Annotated in this window: 24 protein-coding genes; 13 read left to right on the forward strand and 11 right to left on the reverse strand. The window is 64.2% G+C overall.

What is annotated here, in order from left to right; genetic code table 11:
* The first annotated feature begins 4 nt into the window (after positions 1 to 4).
* Entirely contained in the window at positions 5 to 892 is an 888-nt protein-coding gene (locus tag RX330_RS25365) for a LysR family transcriptional regulator (protein WP_375847613.1), read from the forward strand.
* A gap of 95 nt (positions 893 to 987) precedes the next feature.
* Here RX330_RS25365 and RX330_RS25370 read toward each other — a convergent pair whose 3' ends face one another.
* The 7 genes from RX330_RS25370 to RX330_RS25400 form a co-directional block, all read right to left on the reverse strand.
* On the reverse strand, positions 988 to 2043 hold the full coding sequence (locus tag RX330_RS25370; RefSeq protein ID WP_317240286.1) for a YeiH family protein: 1056 nt from the start codon (positions 2041 to 2043) through the stop codon (positions 988 to 990).
* 119 nt (positions 2044 to 2162) lie between these two features.
* Positions 2163 to 2381: a hypothetical protein gene (locus RX330_RS25375; RefSeq protein WP_212092381.1), complete on the reverse strand. Its 219-nt coding sequence runs from the start codon at positions 2379 to 2381 to the stop codon at positions 2163 to 2165.
* Between the two features lie 165 nt (positions 2382 to 2546).
* Positions 2547 to 3260, reverse strand: a complete 714-nt coding sequence (locus RX330_RS25380; RefSeq protein ID WP_212092380.1) for an ABC transporter ATP-binding protein — start codon at positions 3258 to 3260, stop codon at positions 2547 to 2549.
* Positions 3257 to 4012, reverse strand: coding sequence for an ABC transporter ATP-binding protein (locus RX330_RS25385; RefSeq protein ID WP_317240287.1), 756 nt, complete (start codon positions 4010 to 4012; stop codon positions 3257 to 3259). The genes RX330_RS25380 and RX330_RS25385 overlap by 4 nt, the downstream gene beginning before the upstream one ends.
* Positions 4013 to 4014: 2 nt before the next feature.
* Positions 4015 to 5034 (reverse strand): branched-chain amino acid ABC transporter permease, encoded by a 1020-nt coding sequence (locus RX330_RS25390; RefSeq protein WP_317240288.1) that lies wholly within the window; start codon positions 5032 to 5034, stop codon positions 4015 to 4017.
* Positions 5031 to 5933, reverse strand: coding sequence for a branched-chain amino acid ABC transporter permease (locus RX330_RS25395; protein ID WP_317240289.1), 903 nt, complete (start codon positions 5931 to 5933; stop codon positions 5031 to 5033). Before RX330_RS25395 ends, RX330_RS25390 begins: the two co-directional genes overlap by 4 nt.
* Positions 5934 to 6021: 88 nt before the next feature.
* Positions 6022 to 7281, reverse strand: coding sequence for an ABC transporter substrate-binding protein (locus RX330_RS25400; protein ID WP_212092376.1), 1260 nt, complete (start codon positions 7279 to 7281; stop codon positions 6022 to 6024).
* Between the two features lie 170 nt (positions 7282 to 7451).
* On the opposite strand from RX330_RS25400, the gene RX330_RS25405 reads away from it, so the two are divergent.
* From RX330_RS25405 to RX330_RS25415, 3 genes are read left to right on the forward strand one after another with little or no spacing between them, the layout of a single operon-like run.
* Positions 7452 to 8945, forward strand: a complete 1494-nt coding sequence (locus tag RX330_RS25405) for an AMP-binding protein (RefSeq protein WP_317240290.1) — start codon at positions 7452 to 7454, stop codon at positions 8943 to 8945.
* Positions 8942 to 9589 (forward strand): TetR/AcrR family transcriptional regulator, encoded by a 648-nt coding sequence (locus RX330_RS25410; protein WP_317240291.1) that lies wholly within the window; start codon positions 8942 to 8944, stop codon positions 9587 to 9589. The genes RX330_RS25405 and RX330_RS25410 overlap by 4 nt, the downstream gene beginning before the upstream one ends.
* The gene (locus RX330_RS25415; RefSeq protein ID WP_317240292.1) at positions 9586 to 11496 is read left to right on the forward strand and encodes a flavin-containing monooxygenase; all 1911 of its coding nucleotides are present in this window, start codon (positions 9586 to 9588) and stop codon (positions 11494 to 11496) included. The genes RX330_RS25410 and RX330_RS25415 overlap by 4 nt, the downstream gene beginning before the upstream one ends.
* A 167-nt stretch (positions 11497 to 11663) precedes the next feature.
* Here RX330_RS25415 and ald read toward each other — a convergent pair whose 3' ends face one another.
* Positions 11664 to 12779, reverse strand: coding sequence for an alanine dehydrogenase (ald, locus tag RX330_RS25420; protein WP_317240293.1), 1116 nt, complete (start codon positions 12777 to 12779; stop codon positions 11664 to 11666).
* A gap of 140 nt (positions 12780 to 12919) precedes the next feature.
* On the opposite strand from ald, the gene RX330_RS25425 reads away from it, so the two are divergent.
* From RX330_RS25425 to RX330_RS25450, 6 genes are all read left to right on the forward strand, one after another.
* Positions 12920 to 13399 (forward strand): Lrp/AsnC family transcriptional regulator, encoded by a 480-nt coding sequence (locus RX330_RS25425; RefSeq protein ID WP_212092371.1) that lies wholly within the window; start codon positions 12920 to 12922, stop codon positions 13397 to 13399.
* Between the two features lie 137 nt (positions 13400 to 13536).
* Positions 13537 to 14028 (forward strand): (2Fe-2S)-binding protein, encoded by a 492-nt coding sequence (locus tag RX330_RS25430; protein WP_212092370.1) that lies wholly within the window; start codon positions 13537 to 13539, stop codon positions 14026 to 14028.
* Entirely contained in the window at positions 14025 to 15041 is a 1017-nt protein-coding gene (locus RX330_RS25435) for an FAD binding domain-containing protein (RefSeq protein ID WP_317240294.1), read from the forward strand. Before RX330_RS25430 ends, RX330_RS25435 begins: the two co-directional genes overlap by 4 nt.
* A gap of 7 nt (positions 15042 to 15048) precedes the next feature.
* A complete protein-coding gene (locus tag RX330_RS25440) occupies positions 15049 to 17253 on the forward strand; it encodes a xanthine dehydrogenase family protein molybdopterin-binding subunit (RefSeq protein ID WP_317240295.1) in 2205 nt (734 codons plus the stop codon).
* 98 nt (positions 17254 to 17351) lie between these two features.
* Positions 17352 to 19709 carry an Orn/Lys/Arg decarboxylase N-terminal domain-containing protein gene (locus RX330_RS25445; RefSeq protein WP_317240296.1) on the forward strand — a complete coding sequence of 786 codons (2358 nt, stop codon included), beginning with the start codon at positions 17352 to 17354 and terminating at the stop codon, positions 19707 to 19709.
* Positions 19710 to 19715: 6 nt separating this feature from the next.
* Complete coding sequence (locus RX330_RS25450) at positions 19716 to 20291, forward strand: GNAT family N-acetyltransferase (RefSeq protein WP_317240297.1); 576 nt, start codon at positions 19716 to 19718, stop codon at positions 20289 to 20291.
* Between the two features lie 3 nt (positions 20292 to 20294).
* Here RX330_RS25450 and RX330_RS25455 read toward each other — a convergent pair whose 3' ends face one another.
* A complete protein-coding gene (locus tag RX330_RS25455; protein ID WP_212092365.1) occupies positions 20295 to 20507 on the reverse strand; it encodes a hypothetical protein in 213 nt (70 codons plus the stop codon).
* 118 nt (positions 20508 to 20625) lie between these two features.
* The gene (locus RX330_RS25460) at positions 20626 to 21675 is read right to left on the reverse strand and encodes a hydroxyacid dehydrogenase (RefSeq protein WP_317240298.1); all 1050 of its coding nucleotides are present in this window, start codon (positions 21673 to 21675) and stop codon (positions 20626 to 20628) included.
* Positions 21676 to 21915: 240 nt separating this feature from the next.
* Here RX330_RS25460 and RX330_RS25465 point away from each other — a divergent pair, with 240 nt between their 5' ends.
* The 3 genes from RX330_RS25465 to RX330_RS25475 all read left to right on the forward strand — a co-directional run bounded on the left by RX330_RS25465 (position 21916) and on the right by RX330_RS25475 (position 23545).
* The gene (locus RX330_RS25465) at positions 21916 to 22470 is read left to right on the forward strand and encodes a thiamine pyrophosphate-binding protein (protein WP_212092363.1); all 555 of its coding nucleotides are present in this window, start codon (positions 21916 to 21918) and stop codon (positions 22468 to 22470) included.
* A gap of 11 nt (positions 22471 to 22481) precedes the next feature.
* A complete protein-coding gene (locus tag RX330_RS25470; protein ID WP_212092362.1) occupies positions 22482 to 23090 on the forward strand; it encodes a thiamine pyrophosphate-dependent enzyme in 609 nt (202 codons plus the stop codon).
* 77 nt (positions 23091 to 23167) lie between these two features.
* Positions 23168 to 23545, forward strand: coding sequence for a VanZ family protein (locus tag RX330_RS25475; RefSeq protein WP_317240299.1), 378 nt, complete (start codon positions 23168 to 23170; stop codon positions 23543 to 23545).
* Positions 23546 to 23590: 45 nt separating this feature from the next.
* Here the strand turns inward: RX330_RS25475 and RX330_RS25480 are convergent, their stop codons facing one another.
* The gene (locus RX330_RS25480; RefSeq protein ID WP_212092360.1) at positions 23591 to 23974 is read right to left on the reverse strand and encodes a DUF1236 domain-containing protein; all 384 of its coding nucleotides are present in this window, start codon (positions 23972 to 23974) and stop codon (positions 23591 to 23593) included.
* Between the last annotated feature and the right edge of the window lie 15 nt (positions 23975 to 23989).

The following is a 23989-nucleotide window of genomic DNA, read 5'->3' on the forward strand; positions in this document are numbered from 1 at the left end:
AATCATGAGAAACGAACTGAACGAACTCGCTACGTTTGCGCTGGTCGCCCGTGAACGGAGCTTTACGCGGGCTGCGGCAAAGCTGGGTGTGTCTCAGTCTGCCCTGAGCCACACGATCCGGGGACTTGAAGAACGGCTCGCGCTGCAGCTTCTCGCTCGGACGACGAAGAGCGTCGCACCAACCGCTGCTGGGGCAGCTCTCTTGGACGACTTGTCTCCTGCGCTCGAGCAAATCGCTCACGCTCTCGATAGAGCCCGAAGCCTTCGACACCGGCCTGCCGGGTGCCTTCGAATTGTGACGTCCCGCTCTGCCGCCGTGATGGTCTTGTTGCCGCGGCTCGCGGAATTCGCCGAGAATTACCCTGACATCGTTCTCGACGTCGTCACCGTCACCGGCCCTGTAGACCTCGTTGCAGACGAATTCGATGCCGGTATTCAGCTCGGCGAGTACATCCAGAAGGATATGATCGCCGTGCGTGTCAGCCCGGAATTGCGATTGACGGTCGTGGGATCGCCCCGCTATTTCGCCTCACGATCCATCCCGCAAAAGCCAAAAGATCTGACCGATCATCGATGCATAACCCTTCGTCTTCCGGGCGGTCCATATCGATGGGAGTTCGAACGCGGACGACAGGCGGTCACGATCGGCGTGAACGGCCCGCTCGTCGTGGACGATACTCACCTGGTGGTTCAGGCGGCGCTCGATGGAGTTGGCCTCGGTCTCGCCTATGAAGAGCAGGTCGCGGGATACATTGCGAAGCGGCAGCTCATCCGTGTCCTGGATGACTGGTTGCCGCCAATGCCCGGCTTCTTCATGTACTATCCAAGTCGCCGGAATCAGCCTGCTGCGCTGTCTGCGTTAGTGAACGCGCTGCGACTCTCTCGAGAATAATCCACAGACCCCGTGCGAGACGCTCCGACAATCAACGCCGGAGCAAAGCCTCGTCATCTGCCCCCACAAGCCAGGAGGCAAGCACCGCCTCCGCCTCACTTGAACCACTGCACCAGCGCGATGCTGATCCCCAGCAGCAGCAGCAGTGACAGCGTGACTGCCGCCGTCACCCTGCCCCCGACATTGGCGAGCACGCGCACGTCGACGCCGAGGCCGAGCGCGGCCATCGACACCACCGTGAGAAAACCCGTGATCTTCGTCACCGGGCCGACCACCGTGGCCGGCACGATCTCCAGCGACCGCAGAGTCGCAAGCGCAAGGAAGCCGAGGATGAACCAGGGCACCAGGCGGAAGAATCCGACATTGGTCTTCTTGGCGTCGTTCTGCCAGCGCGAGGCGACGAGAGACAGGCCGACGACCACCGGCCCGAGCATCAGGACGCGCATCAACTTGACCAGCGTTCCGATCTGAGTCGAGACGAGGCCGGCCGGGACCGTCGCAGCCAACACCTGCGGCACCGCGTAGACGGTCAGGCCTGCGAGGATGCCGTATTGCGTGGCGGACAATTGCAATAGCGGAATCAGCAGCGGCAGGCCGAGTACCATCATCACGCCGAGGATTGCGGTGAACGAGATCGAGGATGCAATCTCGTCGTTGTTGGCGCCGATGATCGGCGCCACGGCGGCGATTGCGGAATTGCCGCAGATCGAGTTGCCGCAGGCGATCAGGATCGACAGCCGCGTCGACAGGCCCAGCACACGGCTGAGGCCGAAAGTGACGCAGAGCGTGATCATGACGACGGCGGCGATCGAGGCCAGCAGCGCGATGCCCGACGCCGCGATGGCGGCGAAGCTGATCGAGGCCCCCAGCAGCATGACGGCGACTTCGAGGAGCTGCTTTGCGCTGAAGGCGATTCCCGCCTGCCAGCGTGGCGCCGGTTTCCAGAAGCTGCGGAGCACCATGCCGAGCAGGATCGCCATCACCAGCGCCTCGACATAGGGATGCTCGAAAGCGCTCAGTTCCGCCCGCTCCAGCAGGGCCGAGACACCGGCCACGGCAATGCAGAGGAGAATTCCGGGAATCAGCGCGACGACGCGGCTAACGGCGGTCGGCTTGGAATCGGCCGGGCTCGATGCTTGATTCTGCGACACAAATCTCTCCCCGAGGAGAAGGATTTATACGCAGCGACGTGTGATTGGGGAATAAGTTTTCGGCATATCAGGGCCGAGGGAAGTCGTCTCCTCAGCCCGGAATAAATCCCGGGTGAACCTTAGAAGATCAGGCTCTTGGCCAGCGAGGCCACGCGGCTGAAGCCGTCATAAATGCCCGGCTCGAAGAAGGCCGCACGTGCGAGCACGATGCCCGCGACCAGTGACCAGAACAGCGTGGCGCCGGCCCGCAGCAGGAGCTTCGACCCGCGCGATTTCGGCTGGACGTCCGTTGCGGACACCAGCTGCTCGCCGAAGGGCTCAAATCCAGTGCGTTCCATGACTGCAGCCAATCCATCAAATTCTGATGGGAATGTCGTCGTTTCCCACCCAAACGGCAATGGAAGCGATTGGCGTTTTTGTCCCCCTGAGGGGAAAGTCCTTCCGGCGGGTCCCTCCGAGACAATAGTTTTCTTCTTTCGGGCTATTTGGGACGCCGGCGGCGGCTACAGGGCCAGATAGCGCCGCCGGATCGCCTCGTTGGCCTTCAGCTCGTCTATACCGGCGGCATAGACGATCTGCCCCTTGTCGATGACCGTGGCGTGGCTCGCCAGCCCCAGGCAGAAATGCATGTTCTGCTCGGCGATCAGCACGGTCGATCCGATGCTTCGGAGCTGCCGCAACAGCTCGCCGATCCGCTGCACGATGATCGGCGCGAGTCCCTCGCTCGGCTCGTCCAGCAGCAGCAGCGCCGGGTTTCCCATCAGCGTGCGCGCGATCGCCAACATCTGCTGCTCGCCGCCGGAGAGGCGTCCTGCGATCCGATCGCGCAATGGCTCGAGAAGCGGAAAGACCTCATAGATGCGCTTGATCGGCCATTCGTCCTGGCCTTCCGGTCCCTTCTTCTTTCCGATGACGAGATTGTCTTCGACACTGTGCTCCGGAAAGATCTGGCGATCCTCCGGCACGAAGCCGAGGCCGGCGCGCGCGATGGCATGCGGCTTCTGGCCGGAGATCACCGCCCCGCGCAGGCTCACTCTGCCCCGGCGCGGCGGCGCCAGCCCCATGATCGCCTTCATCGTCGTCGACTTGCCCGCACCGTTGCGGCCGAGCAGCGCCATGGTCTCGCCCTGCCGCACCGAGAGGCCGACGCCGAACAGGATCTGGCTGGTTCCGTAGTAGACGTCGAGATCGGCAACCTCGATGACAGCGGCGGTCATGCGGCCGCTCCCGCATGTTCGGTGCCGAGATAGGCGTCGACCACGGCGCTATTGTTGCGGATCTCGTCGGGCGTACCGGTGGCCAGGATGCGGCCGTAGCACAGCACGACGATTTTGGGCGCGATCTTGAACACGATGTCCATGTCGTGCTCGATGAAGACGACGGTGATCTTTTGGGTCTCCCAGAGTTCGCGCACCTTGTCGATCATGCGCCATCGCTCCTCAGGGCCCATGCCGGCCGTCGGCTCGTCCAGCAGCAGGACCTTTGGCTCGATCACCAGCGCCAGCGCGATGTCGAGCAGCTTCTGGTCGCCATGCGACAGCGTCGCCGCGGTACGATGGCGCTTGCTCGCAAGGCCCAGGAGCTCCATCACATGCTCGGCGCGGTCGCGCGTCTCCGGCAATGGAAAGCGCTTGTGCAAGACCGCCGAGGTGCGCTGGTCGGCGCTGACGGCGGCGAGCATAGTCTCCTGCACCGTCAGCGATTTGAAGATGCTGGCGACCTGGAAGGCGCGGCCGATGCCGTGGCGCACGATCTCAGGCGGCGAGCGGCCGGCGAGATCAACGCCGTCGAGCAGCACCTGTCCGGAATCCGGCTTCAAGGCGCCCGTGATCAGGTTGAATAACGTGCTCTTGCCCGCGCCGTTCGGGCCGATGACCGCGGTCAGCGTGCCGTCGGGGAAGTCGAGCGAGACGTCGTTGGCCGCCTTCACGCCGCCAAAGGACTTTGCGAGGTTGCGGATTTCCAGCATCGCTAACGCCCCTCGCCCGCATCGCGACGGCGCGAAAACCATTCGGCGACGAAATCGAGCAGGCCCTTGCGCAGACCCAGCGCGAAGAACAGGATGACCACACCGAGAACGATGCCGTGATACTCGGTGAACCGCGTCACGGTGTCGTTGAGCAGCAAGAGCAGAACGGTGCCGACCATCGGGCCGAGGAAGGTCGAGACGCCGCCGAGCATGTTGATGAAAATGCCCTCACCCGAGATCGTCCAGTAGGCGAATTCAGGATAGGCGCCGGATACGAACAGCGCCATTACCATGCCGCCCATGGACGCGAACAGCGCCGCCAGCACGAACACGGTGAGCTTGGCGCGCCAGACATCGATGCCGAGGAAGCTCGCCCGCGCCGCATTGTCGCGGATCATGCGTAAGGTGTAGCCGAACGGGGATTGCGCGATCTGCCGCATCGCGAGCAGGCCGAGGATCAGAAGCGCGCAGCTCGTGACATAGAGATGGACGTGGTTGGAGAGATCGATGCCGTAGAAGGCGGGCCGCGGAATGCCGCCGCGCAGACCCTGATCGCCGCCGGTGAAGGACGCCCATGACAGGATGGTCGAATGGATCAGCATCTGGAAGGCGAGCGTGACGAAGGCGAAATAGATCTCCTTCAGCCGCACGCAGATCGCGCCGATGATCGCGGCGATCACCGCCGTGATCGCCAGCGTCGCGACGAAGGCGACCGGAATGGGCACGGCGAGCTTCTGCATGATCAGGCCGAAGCTGTAGGCGCCAAGGCCGAAGAACATGCCATGGCCGAACGAGGTCAGACCGGTGTAGCCGACCAGCAGATTCAGCGAGGTCGCGAACAGGCCGTAGGCCGAGCAGCGGATGACGAAATCGAGCAACGCCTTGCTGCCCGTGAACAGCGGCAGGCTCGCCAGCACCGCGAAGGCGATCAGCGCGATCAGCACGTCGCGATAACGTTGCAGCGCGACGCTGCCGCGCAACGGCGCCAACCGCTCGGCCCGCCCCGCCTCCAGTTCGGTCATGCCGCCTCCTTGCCGAACAGGCCGGTAGGCTTGGAGACCAGCACGATTACCATGAACAGATACATCAGCCCTTCAACGAACAGAGGAAAGCCCTGTGAGCCAAATGACCTGATCAGACCAAGCAGCAGCGCGCCGATCAAGGCGCCCAGGATCGATCCCATGCCCCCGATCACGGTGACGATGAAGGACTCGATCAGCACCGAGAATCCCATGCCCGGCGTCAACGACCGCACCGGGGCTGCCAGCGCGCCGGCGAGGCCTGCCAGCATGCCGCCGAGCGCAAACACGCCGCCATAGATCAGGCCGGTATTGATGCCGAGCGCCGAGACCATGCCGGGATTGTGCGCGGCTGCGCGGATCACCTTGCCGATCCGGCTCCGCGACAGCCCGATGCCGAGCACCATCGCCGTGACGAGCGCAACGCCGATCAGCAGCAGATAATAAGGCGGCACCACACCGCCGGCGATGAACAGCGGCATCACCTGGAACGCCGACGGCATGCCCATCGACTTGAATTCCGGCCCCCAGATCATGCGCACGACATCGTCGAAGATCAGCACGAAGGCGTAGCAGACGAGGACCTGCATCAAGACGTCAGCGCCATAGACGCGGCTCATGAAGACGCGTTCGAAGATCAGGCCGAGAACGGCGGTGCCGGCCGCGCCCGCCAGCATCGCGAGCAAGAAGCTCCCGGTGAACTGATAGGCCGTCATGGCGAAATAGGCGCCGAACATGTAGAAGGCGCCGTGGCTGAAATTGACCACCTTGAGCACGCCGAAGATCAGCGTCAGCCCAACCGCGACCAGGAACAGAAGCATGCCGATGATGAGGCCGCTGGTGGTCTGCGTCACCAGACAGGCGGAGCTGGAGAGGCAACCGGCGAGCGCGTCGAGATCCACGGGAGAACTTTCATTGCAGCGCCCGATGCGGCGCGAGAAGCCAGACGAAGCCGGCGGAGACGGTCGTCCGCCTCCGCCATCCACGCGGTCAGGTGTAACCCTTGCTCTTCTTCCACTCGGCCTCGAGCTCGAAGATGGTCTTCCAGTCGCCGGCCTTGATCTCTGGAACATAGGGCTCTTGCGGGATCGTCGTGCCCCAGCCGATGGCGTAGCCGACCAGCGTGTGATCGTCGCCGCGCATCGTCACGGTGCCGTCGGCGCCGAACGGGCACTTGATGGTGAGGCCCTTCAGCACCTCCGCGATCTTCTTGCCGTCGGCCGAGTTTGCCTTCTTGGCGGCTTCCGCGATCAGCATGATCGCGGTGGCGTTCTCCCACGACCAGTTGGTCGGATACTCGTTATACTTCGCCTTGTAGGCATCGCCCCAGGCGGCATTCTCCGGCGTTGCCGGGAAGGTCTTGATGTAGCGGTTGCCGGAGTGGATGCCCTTGGGAAGGTTCTTCACCACGGTGAGAGCGGTGTAGTCGGCCATATTGACCGCGAATACCTCCATCTGGCCAAACATCGCATAGATGTTGGCCTGATCGATATAGGAGGTGAGATCGCCGCCCCACAGGCAGGAGTACAGGGCTTGCGGCTTGGCCTGCAAGATCTTCGTCACCACCTCGGTGTAATCCGGCTGGAATAGCTTGGGCCAGGACTCGCTGATGATTTCCACGTCGGGTGCAAAGCGCTTCAGGTACAGCGTGAACTCGCCGGTGGTGTCGCGGCCATAGGCGTAGTCGGGCGAACAGGTCGCCCATTTCTTCAAACCCTTCGCCTTTGCGATCGCGGCGGCATAGCTGCCGCCGACGATGGAGTCGTGCACGCCCTGCCGCGCGGTACGGAACGCGTTGGGGATGCGCTGCTTGGGATCGGCGGTCAGCGCCGAGGTCTCCGAATTGGTGTGGATGCAGAACACGCCGAGATCGCGTGCGACCTCATGTACAGCGAAAGCACCGGAGGAGGCTTCGGCGTCGATCAGCAGCTCGCAGCCGTCGGCGTTGACGAGTTCGCGCGCGACGCGGGCGGCTTCCTGCGGCTGGCCCTTGGAGTCGCGGATCACCATCTCGATCTGCCGGCCGGCGAGACCGCCCGCGGCGTTGACCTTCTCGACTTCGAGCATCACCGCATTGCGCGAGGACGTACCGAGCTGCGCGACCCGGCCGGACAGAATCGTCGGCATGCCGATCTTGATGGTCTTGGCTTGCGCACGCGCCACCCACGGCGCGGCGAACGTCATCGCACCGGCGCCCATCAGCGCCAGTGTTGAACGGCGGCTAATGCCCGGCGTGCGGGTTCTCGTCATTTTTCCCTCCCTCTTTCGGGTCGGCGTTTCCTGATCCCTGCCGGAGATCGTCCGTCTCCGTGTTCCCAAGAATTTCAGAGCATAGGGGGTGACGTCAAGCCAAAGATGAATTACGAGTCAGAATTCATCGAAGGTGGAATGAAGCCGCCAAACGGCTCAAAACACGCGCAATGATCAACCTGTCGAGCTTCATCGCCTTTCATGCCCGGCGCACGCCGGAGCGGCCTGCGCTGAAATATCGCGGCGAAGAGATTTCCTACGCGGTCTTCGATGCGCGCGTCCGCCAGGCCGCCGGCTGGCTCGCCGCGCAGGGCATCCGCGACGGCGACGTCGTCGCGGTGCTGATGAAGAACAGCGCGGCGTTCCTCGAGCTCGTCTTCGCGACCAGCCATCTCGGCGCGGTGTTCCTGCCGATCAACTTTCGCTTGTCCCGCGACGAGGTCGGCTACATCGCCGGCAATGCCGGCGCGCGGCTGTTGATCGCCGATGAAGAACTCGCCGCGAACGCGGTGGGCGCAAGGATTGTCGTGCTCGACGAGACTGCGCAGCAGAGCGTCACGCATCTGGCGGGCGACACGCCGGCCGCGCCCATGCATGTCCGCGCGCCATCCGACCTGATGCGGCTGATGTACACCTCGGGCACGACGGACCGCCCCAAGGGCGTGATGCTCACCTACGACAATTTCTACTGGAAGTCCGCGGATCAAACGATCGCGCTCGGCCTCGGTGCCGACACGCGGCTGCTCGTGGTCGGTCCGCTCTATCACGTCGGCGCGCTCGATCTGCCCGGCATCGCCGTGCTCTGGCATGGCGGGTTCATTCGCATCGAGCGCAATTTCGAACCGGAGACGGCGCTTTCTGCCATCGCCGAGGACAAGCTCAACGCAGCCTGGTTTGCCCCTGTGATGACCACGGCGATGCTGACCTGCCCGACGCGCGACCGCTACGACGTCTCCAGCCTGCAATGGGCGGTCGGCGGCGGCGAGAAGACGCCGGAGATGCGCATCCGCGCCTTCTCCGACTATTTCCGAAACGCGCGCTATATCGATGCCTATGGCCTCACCGAAACCGTGGGCGGTGACACCTTCATGGACGCGGGCCGCGAGATCGAGAAGATCGGCTCGACCGGGCGCGCCATCGCCCACGTCGAGATCCAGATCCGCGACGAGGACGGCAAGACGCTGCCGCCCAACGTCAACGGCGAGATCTGCCTACGCGGACCGAAGATCACGCGCGGCTACTGGAACGACCCGCAGAAGACGGCATCGACCTTCTTCGGCGACTGGTTTCGCAGCGGTGATATCGGCTATCTCGACGAGGAAGGGTTCCTGTACCTGACCGACCGCAAGAAGGACATGATCATCTCCGGCGGCGAGAACATCGCCTCCTCCGAGGTCGAGCGCGTCATCTATGAATTGCCCGAGGTGCGCGAAGTCGCGGTGATCGGCCTGCGCGACGCACGCTGGGGCGAGCGGCCGGTTGCCATCATTGTCTTGGCGGAAGGCGCCGCGCTGGAGCTCCCTGCTCTCACCGAGCATTGCCGGGCGCGCCTCGCAAGCTTCAAGGTGCCGAAAGAGCTGATCCTTCGCGACAGCCTCCCGCGTAACCCATCCGGAAAAATTCTCAAGCGCGTGCTGCGCGCCGAACTGGAGACCGTGGCATGAATCAAGGACCAGCCACCGCGAAGGTCACAAAGCTCAACCGTATCGAGCGCAACGCCTGGACCAAGCAGAAGATCTTCGAGGCTGCCACCAAGGTGGTCGGCAAGCATGGATATGCCGAAGCCTCGGTCGCGCGCATCACGGAGCAGGCCGGCGTGGCGCAAGGCACTTTCTACAATCATTTCGAGAACCGGCAGGAGTTGCTCGACCAGCTGCTACCCAAAATCGGCCTCGACATGGTCGAGTTCATCCGCGCCCGCACCGGCACCGCGCACGCGGCTCGGCAGGAGATCGAGCGCTTCGCCGCCTTCTTCGACTTCATCCGCGAGGTCCCGGAATTCCTCCGCATCCTCAACGAAGCCGAGTTCTTTGCGCCGATCGGCTACCAGAAACATCTCGACAACATCGCGACTGCTTATGTCCGCATCCTGCGTCGGGCTCGCCTTGCCGGCGCGATCGAGGATTACGACGACGAAGAATTCGAGGCGATCGTCCACATGCTGATGGGCTCGCGCGGCTATCTCAGCCGGCGCTACTCCTATTCGGAAGGCGTCGTCACCGCCGTGCCCGACCACGTCATCTCCGCCTATCGCAAGCTGATGACGCGCGGCCTCTTCACTGCCTCCGGAGATCAGGACACGCCATGAATATCGCATCTCCACAACAGCCGCTCGACCTCACCTCAGCTATCGCCGAAGGCGACATCCGCTGTCTCCTGATGGTGCTGGTGCACATGACCGGCGACGAGAAATGGCTCGCGCCGCCCTACTTGCCCAAGCGCGACATCCGCCTCATCCCAGATCCTGAGGCCGGCGTGCCCCGGGACATTCAGGACGAGATCCGCGCCGCGGTCGTCAAGCTATTTGCCAATGGTACGCCGAAGCCTGTCATCGCCGATCCCGGCGAAGAGCTGCTGCTGAAGATGATGCGCGCCTGCCTCGGCGAGAACGTCGCGCCTGAATACGCCCCGCTGATGCGCGAGGAGATGGGCTTTGTGGCGCGGCAGGCGCGCTGGACCAAGCGTCCGTCGGACGAAAAGCTCGCGGACCAGCATGTGCTCATCGTCGGCGCCGGCGTCTGCGCCATCGCGCTCGGCGTCGCGCTCGGCCATCTCGGCATTCCCTATACTATCGTCGAGAAGAATGACGAACTCGGCGGCACCTGGTGGATCAACCGCTATCCCGGCTGCGGTGTCGACACGCCGAACCATTCCTATTCCTACTCGTTCGGCTCCGGCAACGCATGGACACGCTACTTCTGCCAGCGCGAGGAGTTGCTCGGCTATCTCAAGAAGGTCGCCGACCAATACGGCATCCGCAAGCATCTGCGCGTCAACACCGAGCTAACCTCATCGCGCTGGGACGAAGGCAAGCGGCGCTGGATCTCGACGCTGAAAACGAAGGACGGCGAAGAGATTTTCGAGTCCACCGCGCTGGTGTCGGCCATCGGCCAGCTCAACGATCCCTCCCGCGCACAGTTCAAGGGCGAGGACAGTTTCAAGGGAACGATGCTGCATTCGGCGCTGTGGTCGGACGACATCGAGCTTGACGGCAAGCATGTCGCGGTGATCGGCACCGGCGCGACCTCGATGCAGCTGGTGCCGTCGATCGCCGGCCGTGTCGCCTCCGTCACGGTCTATCAGCGCAGCGCGCAATGGGCGCGGCCGGTGAAGGGCTATTCCGATCCGATCAGCGAGGGCGCGCGCTGGCTGCTGGCGCACCTGCCGTTCTATGTGCAGTGGTATCGCTTCAATATGTTCTGGCGCTACGGCGACGGCCTGTTGCCTTTCCTGCGCAAGGACCCCGCCTGGCCGCATCCCGAGCGCGCCGTCAACAAGGGCAATGACCGGCACCGCCAGGAACTCACCGATTTCATCCTCTCCGAGTTGATGGACCGGCCCGATCTGATCGAAAAATGCGTGCCGACCTATCCGCCCTACGGCAAGCGCATACTGCTCGACAACAACTGGTACAGGACGTTGACCCGGCCAAATGTCGAACTGGTCACCGATGCGATCGATCGTTTCGACGAGAGCGGCGTCGTCACCGCCGATGGCAAGCACCGGCCCGCCGACATCATCGTGGTTGCCACCGGCTTCAAGGTCACGGAAATGGCCGCGCGCCTCAACATCAGCGGCCGCGACGGCAGGAACTTGCGCGAAGCCTGGGCAAACGACAATCCGACCGCGTATCTCGGCCTCACCGTGCCGGGCTTTCCGAACTTCTTCTGCATGCTTGGGCCGAACTCCGGTCCCGCGCATGGCGGCAGCGTCATCTTCCAGTCGGAATGCCAGAGCCGCTACATCTCGGCCTGCCTCGCCGATATGATCGAGCACGACGTCGCCGCCGTCGACGTCCGTCCGGACGTGCTCGACGACTACGTCCGCAAGGTCGACGCCGAGCACGAGGCGATGATCTGGACCCACAAGGGCATGAGCACCTACTACCGCAATTCCAGCGGTCGCGTGTTCTCGGCGATGCCATGGCGCTTCGTGGATTACTGGCGCATGACGCATGATCCGGATCTGCGGCAGTACAGGCTGACGAAGGCGTAGAATGCTGGCGCCGCAGCGGTAGTGCACCCTCTCCCTTGTGGGAGAGGGTGGCTTCGCGACAGCAAAGCCGCGTGAGAGGTCCTTGCGAACGGTGTTGGACGCGGAGCAAACCCCTCATCCGGCGCTTCGCGCCACCTTCTCCCACAAGGGGGAGAAGGGAAGAAAAACTACGCCGCCAGACCGCTCTCGACCGGAGCGAACTCCAGGCCCAGGCTTTCCGCCACCGCCTTGTTCGTGATCCGGCCGCGATGCACGTTGAGTCCGTTGCGCAGATGCGGATTTTCCAGCGCCGCGGCAAAGCCTTTGCCCGCGAGCATCAGGCCGAACGGCAGCGTGGCGTTGTTCAGCGCCTGGCTCGACGTCACCGGCACCGCGCCCGGCATGTTGGCGACGCAATAATGCACGATGCCGTCGACTTCGTAGGTCGGATCGCTATGCGTGGTCGGATGCGAGGTCTCGAAACAGCCGCCCTGGTCGATAGCGACGTCGACCAGCACGGCGCCCGGACGCATCGATGACAACATCGCGCGGGTGACCAGCTTCGGCGCACTTGCGCCCGGCACCAGCACCGCGCCGATCACGACGTCGGCGGCGAACACCTCCTCCTCGACCGACTCGATCGTCGAGAAGCGGGTGCGCACGCGCCCGGCAAATAGATCGTCCAGCTGGCGCAGGCGAGGAATGGAGCGGTCGATCACCGTGACCTCGGCGCCGAGCCCTGCTGCCATGCGCGCCGCCTGCGTTCCGACCACCCCGCCGCCCAGCACGACCACCCGCGCCGGTTGTACGCCCGGCACCCCGCCGAGCAGCAGCCCGCGCCCGCCCGCCGATCGCCTGAGCGCGGCGCCGGCAGCCTCGATGGCGATGCGGCCGGCGACTTCGCTCATCGGCGCGAGCAGCGGGAGGTGGCCACTCGCATCCGTGACGGTCTCATAGGCGATCGCAGTGCAGCCGGAGGCGAGCAGGCCCTTGGCTTGCTCCGGGTCCGGCGCGAGATGGAGATAGGTGAACAGGATCTGGCCTTCCCGGAGCTGCGCCCATTCGCTTTTCTGAGGCTCCTTCACCTTCACGATCATGTCGGACTTGACGAAGATATCGCGGGCGCTTTCGGCGATCGCGGCCCCTGCCCGCCGATAGACCTCATCCGATGCGCCGATGCCGCTGCCGGCGCCGGTTTCTACCGTGACCTGGTGCCCGGCGGCGACATATTCACGGACCGCGCCGGGAGTGAGTCCGACGCGATATTCCTGCACCTTAATTTCCCTGGGAACACCGACGCGCATCTTCTGCTCCTCCAAAGCATTGATTCCACTCATCATCGTAGCGATGGCGGCGGTTTGGTTTCATGCAAATATCCGCTAGGTTCAAAGGCTGCGCGCCGGTTTCCGGCGCGGAAACCTCCTTTCACGCTGGAATCGAAACCTTGGCCCTCGACCGGAAAGACCTCGCCATCCTCGCGGAACTCACCACCAATGCGCGGGCCAGCCACACCGAGCTTGCCAGCAAGGTCGGGCTATCGAGCACCGCAATGGCTCGGCGGCAGAAGGCACTGGAGGACGACGGCTACATTCAGGCCTATCAGGCTGCGCTCGACCTCGCGAAGTTCGGCCTCACCACGACGGTGCTGGTGCGGATCGCGCTGGAAAGCCAGAGCGACGACGCACTGAAGGCATTCGAGGCCGAGGTGGTGAAATGCCCCTCCGTCGTGCGCTGCTTCCTGATGTCGGGCACTGACGACTACATCCTGATCGTGCTCGCCCGCGACATCCAGGATTTCGAGCGCATCCATCGCACCGAACTGTCGCGGCTGCCCCGCGTCGCCCGCGTGCAATCCAGTTTCGCGCTGCGCGAGGTCGTGAGCCGCGCTGTGCCGACCGTGGTGTTCGCCGACACCAAGCGCTGATCTCGTCCGGGCGATCCGAGCACCGGTGGGAACCAAGCATCCCGTCATCCGTTGGGCGCTATTGGCCAGCGGCGGCAACGCATCCTCTTGTCTGCATGCAAACTCGCGCAGCTCGGCCCCTCCGCAGGGAAACGAATATGGCCGATATGACCGATCAGCCCCTCGAACGCATTCCAATCAGCCTCCTCGTCAATGGGACCAAGCGCACACTCGAAGTCGCGCCGTGGACCACGCTTCTGGATGCCCTGCGTGACCGGCTGGCGTTGACCGGCACCAAGAAGGGCTGCGATCACGGCCAATGCGGCGCCTGCACCGTGCTGGTCGACGGAAGACGGGTCAATTCCTGCCTGACGCTCGCCGTCATGAAGGATGGCGCCGAGATCACGACGATCGAAGGCCTGGGTAAGGACGGCACGCTGCATCCCCTGCAGCAGGCCTTCATCGATCATGATGCGTTTCAGTGCGGCTATTGCACGCCGGGACAGATTTGTTCTGCTGCGGGCCTGTTGGCCGAAGGCCGGGCACGCGACGCCGACGAGATCCGGGAATTGATGAGCGGAAATCTCTGCCGCTGCGGTGCTTACCCCAACATCGTCGCTGCGATCGAGCAGGCCATGAGCCGATCATGAACAACTTCCAATACTCCCGCGCAAGCGACGTCGCTGATGCCATTCGCCTGCTCTCCACCGATCCGAGCGCAAAGCTCATTGCCGGCGGCACCAACCTGATCGACCTGATGAAGGAGAACGTCGAACGGCCTTCTCGCCTGATCGACATTTCCCGCCTGCCGCTTCGCGGCATCGAGGAGGCCGCCGATGGCGGCCTGCGTATCGGCGCCTTGGTGACGAATTCGGACCTCGCCTACCACCCGCTGATCGAGCAGCGCTACCCCCTGCTCGCCAGCGCCATCCTCGCCGGCGCCTCCGCGCAGCTGCGTAACATGGCTTCGGTCGGTGGAAACCTGATGCAGCGAACGCGCTGCGCCTACTTCTATGACACCACGACGCCCTGCAACAAGCGAAGCCCCGGCACGGGCTGCTCGGCACTCGACGGGCTCAACCGCAACCACGCTATCCTCGGTGCCAGCAAGTCCTGCATCGCGACCAATCCATCCGATATGAGCGTGGCGCTGGCCGCGCTCGGCGCGCTCGTGCACATCGCCGGTCCCGTGGACGCGCGCACCGTTGCGCTGACGGATTTCCATCGGCTTCCGGACGACAAGCCTCATCTCGATACGATTCTGGGCAGAGGTGAGATCATCACTGCCATCGAACTGCCGCCGCACAGCTTTACCCAGAACTACAGCTATCTGAAGATCCGCGACCGGCTGTCCTACGCTTTCGCCCTGGTCTCGGTTGCAGTGGCGCTCGAACTGGAGGGCAACGCGATCAGCGAAGCGCGCCTTGCCCTCGGCGGCGTCGCTCACAAGCCTTGGCGAAGTCTCGAGGCCGAAGCGGCGTTGCGCGGCCAGGCCGCGACACCGGATCATTTCGGGCACGCCGCCGATCTGTTGCTGCAGGGAGCAACCGCCGGTTCACACAATGGATTCAAGATCGAGCTGGCGCGCCGAGCCGTCGTGCGGGCTCTGATGCAGGCCACGAACGCCACGCCGCAATCCCAAGCTCACAAGAAGATCGCGTGAGGCACCGATGAACGCCTATGTCGGAACACCAACGTCGCGCGTCGACGGCCGTGCCAAGGTCACCGGAGCCGCGAAGTATGCCGGAGAATTCGAGGCAGACCGTCTGCTTCATGGGTTTGTAGTCGAGGCAACCATTCCGCGCGGGCGCATCGCCCACCTCGACACGAGCGAGGCGCTGAAGGTCAAGGGTGTGGTCAACGTGCTGACCCATGCGAATCGCCCGCCCCTCGCCGATAAGGACGAAGCCTGGAAAGACGAGGTGGCGCCGGAGAAGGGCTCGCCTTTCCGTCCGCTCTACGACGACAGGATCAAGTTCAACGGCCAGCCGATCGCGCTCGTCGTCGCCGAGGATTGGGAGACCGCCAAATTCGCGGCAACGCGCGTTCGCGTCGAGTACGAGCAGGAGGCGTTTGCGACCGATCTCGAATCCGAACGCGGCAGGGCTTCCGAAGTCGAGCAGCCGCACAAGCCGCGCGGTGATGCCGAAGCGGCAATGACGCAGGCGGCCGTCCGTCATGAAGCGGACTATTTGCTTCCGACCGAGCATCACAATCCGATGGAGCTATTCGCAACGACGGCCGTCTGGGACGACAGCGGCCGGCTCACCGTCTACGACAAGACGCAAGGCGTCCAGAACGTGCAGAAGTTCCTCTGCGGCGTTCTGGGAAAGAAGCCGGACGACATCCGCGTGATCTCGCCCTATGTCGGCGGCGCCTTCGGCTCCGCTCTTCGGCCACAGCACCAGGTGGTGCTGGCAACACTTGCCGCGCTCGCATTGAAGCGGCCTGTGCGTGTCGTGCTGACCCGGCAGCAGATGTACGGCCTTGGCTATCGTCCCATGACGATCGAGCGCGTTGCGCTCGGTGCAAGGCCGGACGGCACGCTCGATGCGGTCACGCACGAAGCGATTGCGGTAACCTCGCGCTACGAGGATTTCTCGCGCAACGATACCGGCTGGGCGGAGCAGCTCTACAAAAGCCCCAACAGCCGCTCCTCCCACAAGCTCGTTCCCCTCGACGTCGTCACGCCCAGCGACATGCGTGCACCGGGCGCGGCAACGGGCGTCTGCGCACTCGAATGCGCGATGGACGAATTGGCTGTCGCACTCAAGCTCGACCCGGTTGATCTGCGTCTGAAGTGCTATTCTGACCGCGACCAGACCGGGGACCTGCCCTACACCAGCAAGCAATTGCGCGAGTGCTACGCCCGCGGCGCTGAAGCCTTCGGCTGGGCCCGGCGGAATTCCGCGCCGCGCTCGATGCGAGACGGCAAGGAACTGGTCGGTTGGGGTATGGCGACGGGAGTATGGGAGGCGTTGCAGATGCCGGTCGCAGTCCGCATTGTGCTGACGGCCAACGGCCATGCAGAGGTCTCCTGCGCCGCGTCCGACATCGGCACCGGCACGTACACCATCGTGGCGCAGGTCGCGGCCGACGCCCTCGGCCTGCCGATCGAGAACATCAGCGTCAGGCTCGCCGACTCGACCTTGCCACAAGCTCCTGTCCAGGGTGGATCCTGGATGGCGGCGTCCAGCGCGCACGCCGTGTTGGGAGCAGCCGAGGAGATCCGCCAGGAACTCGTTCGGCACGCCAAGGCGATGCCGGGTTCGCCAATTGCCGACGTCGATCCCGCCAGCATTACCTTTGCCGACGGCATGCTCGCCGGCAGCGGCAAGGACGGGACCGCCGTCTCCATCTCGGACATCATGCGCCACAGCAAGCTCGAGCGGATCGAAAAGGAGATGCTCAACCAGTTCACCGAGGACAAGTCGCACGCGCGCAACACGCATTCCGCCGTCTTCGCCGAGGTCAAGGTGGATGAAGAGCTCGGCGTGATCCGTGTGACGCGGGTCGTGAGCGCGATCGCAGCCGGGCGCATCCTGAATACCAAGACCGGCCGCAGCCAGATCATGGGTGGCGTGGTCTGGGGCATCGGAATGGCGCTTCACGAGGAGACGGTGATGGACCACCGCTTCGGCCGCATCATGAACGCGAACATCGCCGAGTACCACATTCCCGTGAATGCCGACATTCACGACATCGACGTCATCTTCGTCGACGAGCCGGATGACCGGATCAACAAGCTCGGCGTCAAGGGTCTCGGCGAAATCGGAATCGTCGGGGTGCCTGCGGCGATCGCAAACGCCGTCTATCATGCCACCGGCAAGCGCATCCGGCGCTTCCCGATCACACTGGACAAGCTGCTGGACTGAGGGCGTAGACACTCGAACAATCCCGCGGCACTCGGGTTGTCATCCAACTGTCATCGAATGTGCCGAGAGCTGTGTCTCCTCCACATTCGGGACCTGACATGGACTATTTCAAGCGTTTCAACTTCCTGTTCGCCGCGCCTGTTTTCGATGCCGACGATCTCGAAGGCATCCGCTTCAACCAGATCATCGAGGAGATCCAGCGCTCCGGCTTCGAGGTGGTCCGGGCCCGCAAGCTGGAGGACGCCGAGGTGGCGGTGCAGACCGACGCCGCGATCGGCTGCATGGTGGTGGACTGGGGCAAGAAGGGACTGGAAGGCAAGACCTCGGCGCTGATCAACTTGATGCGGCGCCGCGGCCTCGACTTCCCGATCATCCTCCTGATCCGCCGCAAGCGGTTCGAGGATTTGCCGGTCGAGGTGCTCGATTTCATCGACGGCTACGTCTTCCTGTCCGAGGAGACGCCGACCTTCATCGCCAAGAATCTGATCAGCCGCCTGAAGCAATACGCCGAGACGCTGAAAACGCCGTTCTTCGGCGCGCTGGTCGACTATGCCGAGGAAGGCAACCAGCTCTGGACCTGCCCGGGCCACAATGGCGGCGTGTTCTACAACCGAAGCCCGATCGGGCGCGTGTTCGTCGAGCATCTCGGCGAGTCCGTGTTCCGCGACGACCTCGACAATTCCGTGCTCGATCTCGGCGATCTCCTCACCCATGAGGGGCCGGCGCTGAGGGCGCAGAAGGAAGCCGCACAGATTTTCGGCGCGGAGAAGACCTATTTCGTGCTCAACGGCACCTCGACCTCGAACAAGGTCGCGCTCGGCGCGCTCGTCACCGACGGCGATCTCGTGCTGTTCGACCGCAACAACCACAAGGCCGCCCATCACGGCGCGCTGATGATCAACGGCGGCGTCCCGGTCTACGTCCCGACCGTCCGCAACGCCTGGGGCCTGATCGGCCCGATGCGCTGGGACATGCTCGACGAGAAGGCCTTGCGCGAGGCGATCCGCAGCCACCCGCTGATCACGGACAAGGAGGCCTGGCGCAAGGAACGGCCGTTCCGCGTCGCCGTGGTCGAGCAATCCACCTATGACGGCACGATCCACAGCGCCGAGATGATCCTGAAACGCATCGGCCATCTGTGCGAATACATCCTCTTCGACGAGGCCTGGGCCGGCTTCATGAAGTTCCATCCGCTCTATGCCGGCCGCTTTGCCATGGGCCTCTCCAACCTTCCCCCGGAAGCGCCCGGCATCATCGCCACGCAGTCGACCCACAAGCAGCTCGCCAGCTTCTCGCAGGCTTCGCAGATCCACATCAAGGACCGCCACATCCGCGGCCAGAAGCGGCGCGTCGAACACCGCCGCTTCAACGAGAGTTTCATGCAGCACGCTTCGACCTCGCCCTTCTATCCACTCTTTGCGTCACTGGACGTCGGCGCGCAGATGATGAAGGGCCGCTCCGGCGAAGTGCTGTGGGACGACACGATCCGGCTCGGCATTGAGCTGCGCAAGAAGATGCGGGCGATGCGCCGGGAGTTCGAGGAGAAGGAGCAGAATCCGGAGCGGCGCTGGTTCTTCGAACCGTTTGTTCCGGATCGCGTCGCCATTCCCGATGTCAGCCGCCCCGGCGCTGCGCACAACGTCGCCTGGGAGACTCTCTCCACCGACGAGCTCGCCACCAATCCCGCGTTGTGGCAGCTCTCTCCCGACAGCGCCTGGCATGGCTTCCCCGGCCTCACCGAGGGCTTTGCCATGACCGACCCGAACAAGCTGACGCTGCTGACGCCCGGCTTCGATCGCACCACCGGCGCCTATGCTGAGCACGGCATCCCCGCACCGGTCGTCGCGCAATATCTCCGTGAGAACCGCATCGTTCCCGAGAAGAACGACCTCAACTCCCTGCTCTTCCTGCTCACGCCCGGCGTCGAAGCCAGCAAGGCCGGCACGCTGATCTCGGGCCTCGTGGCGTTCAAGAAGCTGCACGACGACAACGCGCTGCTCGCCGACGTCATCCCCGAGTTTTGCCAGCGGCGACAGGCGCGCTATGCCGGCGCGCGCCTGCGCGACCTCTGCGGCGAGATGCACCGCTTCTTCCGCGCCGCGGATGTCAGCGCACTCCAGGCGCGGCAATTCATGCCGGAACACATGCCCGAGATCGCGATGTCGCCCCGCGACGCCGCGCGTTACCTGTTCCGCAATGACGTCGACTATCTGCCGATCGAGGCGATCGCGGGCCGTATCGCCACCACGCCCTTCGTGGTCTATCCACCGGGCATAGCCACCATCGTGCCGGGCGAAAGGCTCAACGAGCGCGCCAGGCCCATGATTGATTATCTCAAGATGTTCGAGACCTGCTTCAACACCTTTCCGGGCTTCGATGTGGAAATCCAGGGCGTCTACAAGGAGCTCGATGCGAACGGCCGCATCGGGCTCTATACTTACGTCGTTGCCGAGTAGGTGCCGATGAACGAAACAGCTGCGCGCGCGAGTGACGAACAGGTTCTGGTCCGCCCCTCACGTCACACCGATGTCGAGGCGATGCTGGCGATCTACCGCTATCATGTCCGCAATGGCGTGCCCCGCGACGTCGAAGGAACCGGCGCGCCCGAGCCGGACGACCTGCGTGACCGGCGTAAGAACCTGAAGCAGACCCGGCTGCCGCACCTGGTTGCCACCTATCGTGGCGCGGTCGTGGGCTATGCCTATGCCGTGCTATTCCGCAAGCGGCCGGCTTATCGCTACACGGCCAAGCATTCGATCTACGTCCATCACGAGCACCTTGGCCGCGGGATCGGACGGCTGCTGCTCCAGGAGCTCGTCGACGCGTGCGCGGCGGCCGGCTTCCGCCAGATGATCGGCTATATCGACGCCGACAATGCGCCCTCGCTGGCGCTGCACGAAAAATTCGGCTTCGCGCGCGCAGGCTTGCTTTGCGGCGTCGCCTATCGCCACGGCCGCTGGTCCGACACCGTCATGGTGCAGCGCTCGCTCGGCGCCGGGACAACGGCGCCTCCGCCCGTCATGGCGGCGGGCCGCTAGAGCTCAGGACGGAAAGTCAGCCGGTCTGACCTGGATGCGGTCGGCATGCAGCGACCAGTGATGCAACGCCTGGTCCTTGCAGAACCTTGCCTTCGCCCGCTCCGTGGCCTCGTCCTCGTCGGCGGCGTCGACCTCGAGCGTGCCCTGACAGACCTCGCACTGCCGACCGTACTCGCCGAGCACGTTCTTCATGAACCTGACGACATAAGTAGCCATGGCACCTCCTGCTGCCCCGGCAGCACTCTAGTCCCATTTAAGCCGTTCGGGGAAAGGAGATTTTGACGCGGATCAAAGCCGAAGGGCGATTTCTCGCCCCGCGTCGCTTCGGTTGTCCTTACCCCGGCATCACCCCGAACGCCTGCTTGAACCGCGCCGCGTAAGCCGGCCAGACCTCGGGATTGATGATACGCGGCGGGCGCTTGCCGTCGAGCGTGTCCAGCACCTGCTCGGCAGCAATGCGGCCCATGTTCTGGCGCGCCTCGATGGTCACGCCCGCGGTGTGCGGGCTCGCCAGCACGTTGTCGAACTGGAGCAGCGGATGATCCGGCGGCGGCGGCTCCTTGGACCAGACGTCGAGGCCGGCACCCGCGATGCGCTTGTCACGCAGGGCCTGGAGCAGCGCATCTTCGTCGTGGATGAAGCCGCGCGCCGTAGTGATGAAATACGCATGCGGCTGCATCAGCGCGAACTCGCGCGTGCTGATCATGTTGCGGCTACCCTTGTCGAGCGGGCAGGAGATCGAGACGAAATCGGCACGGCGCAACAGCTCGTCGAGCTCGACCTTCTCGCCGCCTCGCTCGGCCATCACCTCGGCGGTGAGATACGGATCATAGGCCAGCACCTTCATGCCGAGCAGGCCCTTGCACAGCGCGGCGATGCGGCGGCCGACATTGCCGAGGCCGATGATGCCGACGGTCTTGTGCTCGACCTCGTTGCCGACGAGATCGTTGCGGTTGACGTCGCGCTCGCGGCGCAGGCGGCGATCGGACTGGATGATGCGCTTGGACAGCGTCAGCATCATCGCCAGCGCGTGCTCGGCGACCGAATGAGCATTGCCGCCGGACTGGTTGACGACCAGCACGCCCGCATCGGTGCAGGCCTCGACATCGACTGGATCGAAGCCCGCGCCGTTGCTTGAGACCAGCAGCAGGTTCGGCGTACGCTTCAGCAGGGCGGCATCGACATGGAAATGGGGGGCGAGCTCGTCCCGGGCGGCGCCGATCTGATAGACATGCGCCGCGCTCAGGATCGGCGCGTAGAAGTCCTCCGGACTCTCGTTCTCGATGCGATCGAGCCGGACGTCAGGCCGCGCCTTCAGGATGTCGATATAGATCGGATTGGCCAGATATTTGACGTAGAAGACGCGCTTGCTGTTGACGGACATCAGGACCCTTCCGGCTATCGAGGGAGATCCGCAAGGGTCAGCGCAATGCGCGCCCGTCCGTGCCCCCTCCCGTTTTTCGTTGTCGCCGCTTATGACATGGCGGCGCCGGCCACGACAGGCTGTTCCGCGCAGATCACGGTGCGGCCCGGACATGTTGACAATCCCGCCCGCTCCGTCAAGTTCGGCCGATCGCCGCGACGGCCAGACCCAAGAAGCATGCGCGGCTGCAGGGAGGACGCGATGGCGATTGCGGAACGGCAGGCGACGCCGGCGGCGGGCGATAACAGCTGGCACGACATCGTCCTGCAGACCCTGAAACGGAACGAGATCAGCCTCATCCCCTACGTGCCCGATCGCGTGCTGACCCCTCTGATCAAGAACCTGCATGCCGATCCCTTCTTCACCGCTTTCGCCACCGCCCGCGAAGAGGAGGCGGTCGGCATCGTTTCGGGCGCCTGGATGGGCGGACGGCGCGGCGCGGTGCTGATGCAGACCTCCGGCTTTGCCACGCTCGCCAACGTCCTTGCCTCGCTGGCGGTGCCCTATCAGATCCCGCTGATCATGTTCGTCTCCGAGCGCGGCACGCTCGGCGAGTTCAACTACGGGCAGTCGCTGGTCTGCCGCACCATGCGGCCCGTCCTGGACTCGCTGGCTCTGGAACACCACACCATCACCCGGCTCGACGAGCTCGAATTCATTGCCGACCGCTCGATCAAGCAGGCCGTCACCACGCAGGCGCCCGTGGCGCTGATCCTCAACCCGCTGCTCACCGGCGGCAAGACCTTCGACAAGTGAGGTCGGCCAAAATGAATACCGACATGAACACTGGCAACACCAAGGTGATGAACCGCTTCGACGTGACCTCACGCCTGATTGGAAAGCTGAAGCACGAGGAAGCCGTGATCGGCGGCATCGGCAACACCAATTTCGACCTCTGGGCCGCCGGCCACCGCCCGCAGAATTTCTACATGCTGGGCAGCATGGGGCTCGCCTTTCCGATCGCGCTCGGGGTCGCGCTGGCGCAGCCCGACCGCCGCGTCTTCGCGCTCGAAGGCGATGGCTCGCTGTTGATGCAGCTCGGCGCGCTCTCGACGATTGCGAGCCTGAAGCCGAGGAACCTCATCATGGTCGTGATGGACAATGGCATCTACCAAATCACCGGCGCACAGCCGACACCTGCGGCAAGTGTCGCCGACATCGTTGCCATTGCCGTCGGCTCCGGCCTTTCCAGCAGCGCCTGGGCGGCGGACGAGGAGGATTTCGAACGCCTGGTCGAAGCGGCGATGTCGGCCACCGAGCCGAGCCTGATCGCGGTCCGTATCGACGACAAGCCCGGCGTTGGCGCCACGAGGCGCGATCCCGTGCAGATCCGGGAACGCTTCATGCACGGGCTCGGCGTGCGCGAGCCACTTTAATTTTCCGACATTAACTACACGGCGATCTGATGGAAGGACGGTACCGGTCCACTGCCGATCCGTGCTAAGCGCAATGCATGTCTATTTTAGTTCGATTCATTGCCTGGTTGCTCGCCGCCGCAGTGACCTTCGCGACCCTTGGCCCCCCCGGTTTGCGACCCTATTCCGGCCTCGGCCAGGACGGCGAACATGCGCTTGCCTTCATCCTGGTGGGATTGGCCTTTGGCCTCGCCTATCCGCGCCGGCGCGTGCTGAGCGCAGCGGCTGCGGTCGCCCTGATCGGCGTGCTGGAGCTGATGCAGTTTTGGGCACCCGGACGCCACGCCCGGCTGGAGGATTTTCTGGTCGACGCGCTCACCGCCTGCATGGGCTTTGCGCTCGCGGCCGGGGTCGATTGGCTGCTCACGCGCCTTCGCACGGGCACCGCCGCGACAAGCGAAGGCCCCGCGGAGTGACATTCCGCAGGGCCCCTATTCTCAACTCTTAACGTTTGCTGCCGATCAGTCGATGATCTTCACGACGCGGCGGGTGCGCGGCTCGACGATCACGCGGCGGTCGTTCACGACCGCATAGCGATACTCGGTGTAGTTAGGCACCGGGCGCAGCACGACGGTCGGAGGCAGCGGCTCGCCGACCACGACGCGCTCCTCCACGACAACCGAGTCACTTCGCGGGATTCCGCCGAGAATCGCATTCGGAATTTCGAGACCCGCGCCGACGGCCGCACCAACGGTGCCGCCGACCATCGCGCCGACCGGGCCACCGATGTCGCCGCCCGCACGCGCGCCATCCCTGGCGCCCTGTTCGGTCGTCGACTGAGCAAAGGCTGCGCTCGACGCCAGCAGCGACGCGGCAGCCAACGTAATCGCAAAACGGGTTTTCATGACTTGAGACTCCAA

Source organism: Bradyrhizobium sp. NDS-1, assembly GCF_032918005.1.
Taxonomy (GTDB): domain Bacteria; phylum Pseudomonadota; class Alphaproteobacteria; order Rhizobiales; family Xanthobacteraceae; genus Bradyrhizobium; species Bradyrhizobium tunisiense.

Bases quoted from the DNA above. Each gene is read 5' to 3' on its own strand.
- RX330_RS25365 (WP_375847613.1), top strand. From the start codon at position 5: ATGAGAAACGAACTGAACGAACTCGCTACGTTTGCGCTGGTCGCCCGT.
- RX330_RS25375 (WP_212092381.1), bottom strand. From the start codon at position 2,381: ATGGAACGCACTGGATTTGAGCCCTTCGGCGAGCAGCTGGTGTCCGCA.
- RX330_RS25380 (WP_212092380.1), bottom strand. From the start codon at position 3,260: ATGACCGCCGCTGTCATCGAGGTTGCCGATCTCGACGTCTACTACGGA.
- RX330_RS25385 (WP_317240287.1), bottom strand. From the start codon at position 4,012: ATGCTGGAAATCCGCAACCTCGCAAAGTCCTTTGGCGGCGTGAAGGCG.
- RX330_RS25390 (WP_317240288.1), bottom strand. From the start codon at position 5,034: ATGACCGAACTGGAGGCGGGGCGGGCCGAGCGGTTGGCGCCGTTGCGC.
- RX330_RS25400 (WP_212092376.1), bottom strand. From the start codon at position 7,281: ATGACGAGAACCCGCACGCCGGGCATTAGCCGCCGTTCAACACTGGCG.
- RX330_RS25405 (WP_317240290.1), top strand. From the start codon at position 7,452: ATGATCAACCTGTCGAGCTTCATCGCCTTTCATGCCCGGCGCACGCCG.
- RX330_RS25410 (WP_317240291.1), top strand. From the start codon at position 8,942: ATGAATCAAGGACCAGCCACCGCGAAGGTCACAAAGCTCAACCGTATC.
- RX330_RS25415 (WP_317240292.1), top strand. From the start codon at position 9,586: ATGAATATCGCATCTCCACAACAGCCGCTCGACCTCACCTCAGCTATC.
- ald (WP_317240293.1), bottom strand. From the start codon at position 12,779: ATGCGCGTCGGTGTTCCCAGGGAAATTAAGGTGCAGGAATATCGCGTC.
- RX330_RS25430 (WP_212092370.1), top strand. From the start codon at position 13,537: ATGGCCGATATGACCGATCAGCCCCTCGAACGCATTCCAATCAGCCTC.
- RX330_RS25435 (WP_317240294.1), top strand. From the start codon at position 14,025: ATGAACAACTTCCAATACTCCCGCGCAAGCGACGTCGCTGATGCCATT.
- RX330_RS25440 (WP_317240295.1), top strand. From the start codon at position 15,049: ATGAACGCCTATGTCGGAACACCAACGTCGCGCGTCGACGGCCGTGCC.
- RX330_RS25445 (WP_317240296.1), top strand. From the start codon at position 17,352: ATGGACTATTTCAAGCGTTTCAACTTCCTGTTCGCCGCGCCTGTTTTC.
- RX330_RS25450 (WP_317240297.1), top strand. From the start codon at position 19,716: ATGAACGAAACAGCTGCGCGCGCGAGTGACGAACAGGTTCTGGTCCGC.
- RX330_RS25455 (WP_212092365.1), bottom strand. From the start codon at position 20,507: ATGGCTACTTATGTCGTCAGGTTCATGAAGAACGTGCTCGGCGAGTAC.
- RX330_RS25460 (WP_317240298.1), bottom strand. From the start codon at position 21,675: ATGTCCGTCAACAGCAAGCGCGTCTTCTACGTCAAATATCTGGCCAAT.
- RX330_RS25465 (WP_212092363.1), top strand. From the start codon at position 21,916: ATGGCGATTGCGGAACGGCAGGCGACGCCGGCGGCGGGCGATAACAGC.
- RX330_RS25470 (WP_212092362.1), top strand. From the start codon at position 22,482: ATGAATACCGACATGAACACTGGCAACACCAAGGTGATGAACCGCTTC.
- RX330_RS25475 (WP_317240299.1), top strand. From the start codon at position 23,168: ATGTCTATTTTAGTTCGATTCATTGCCTGGTTGCTCGCCGCCGCAGTG.
- RX330_RS25480 (WP_212092360.1), bottom strand. From the start codon at position 23,974: ATGAAAACCCGTTTTGCGATTACGTTGGCTGCCGCGTCGCTGCTGGCG.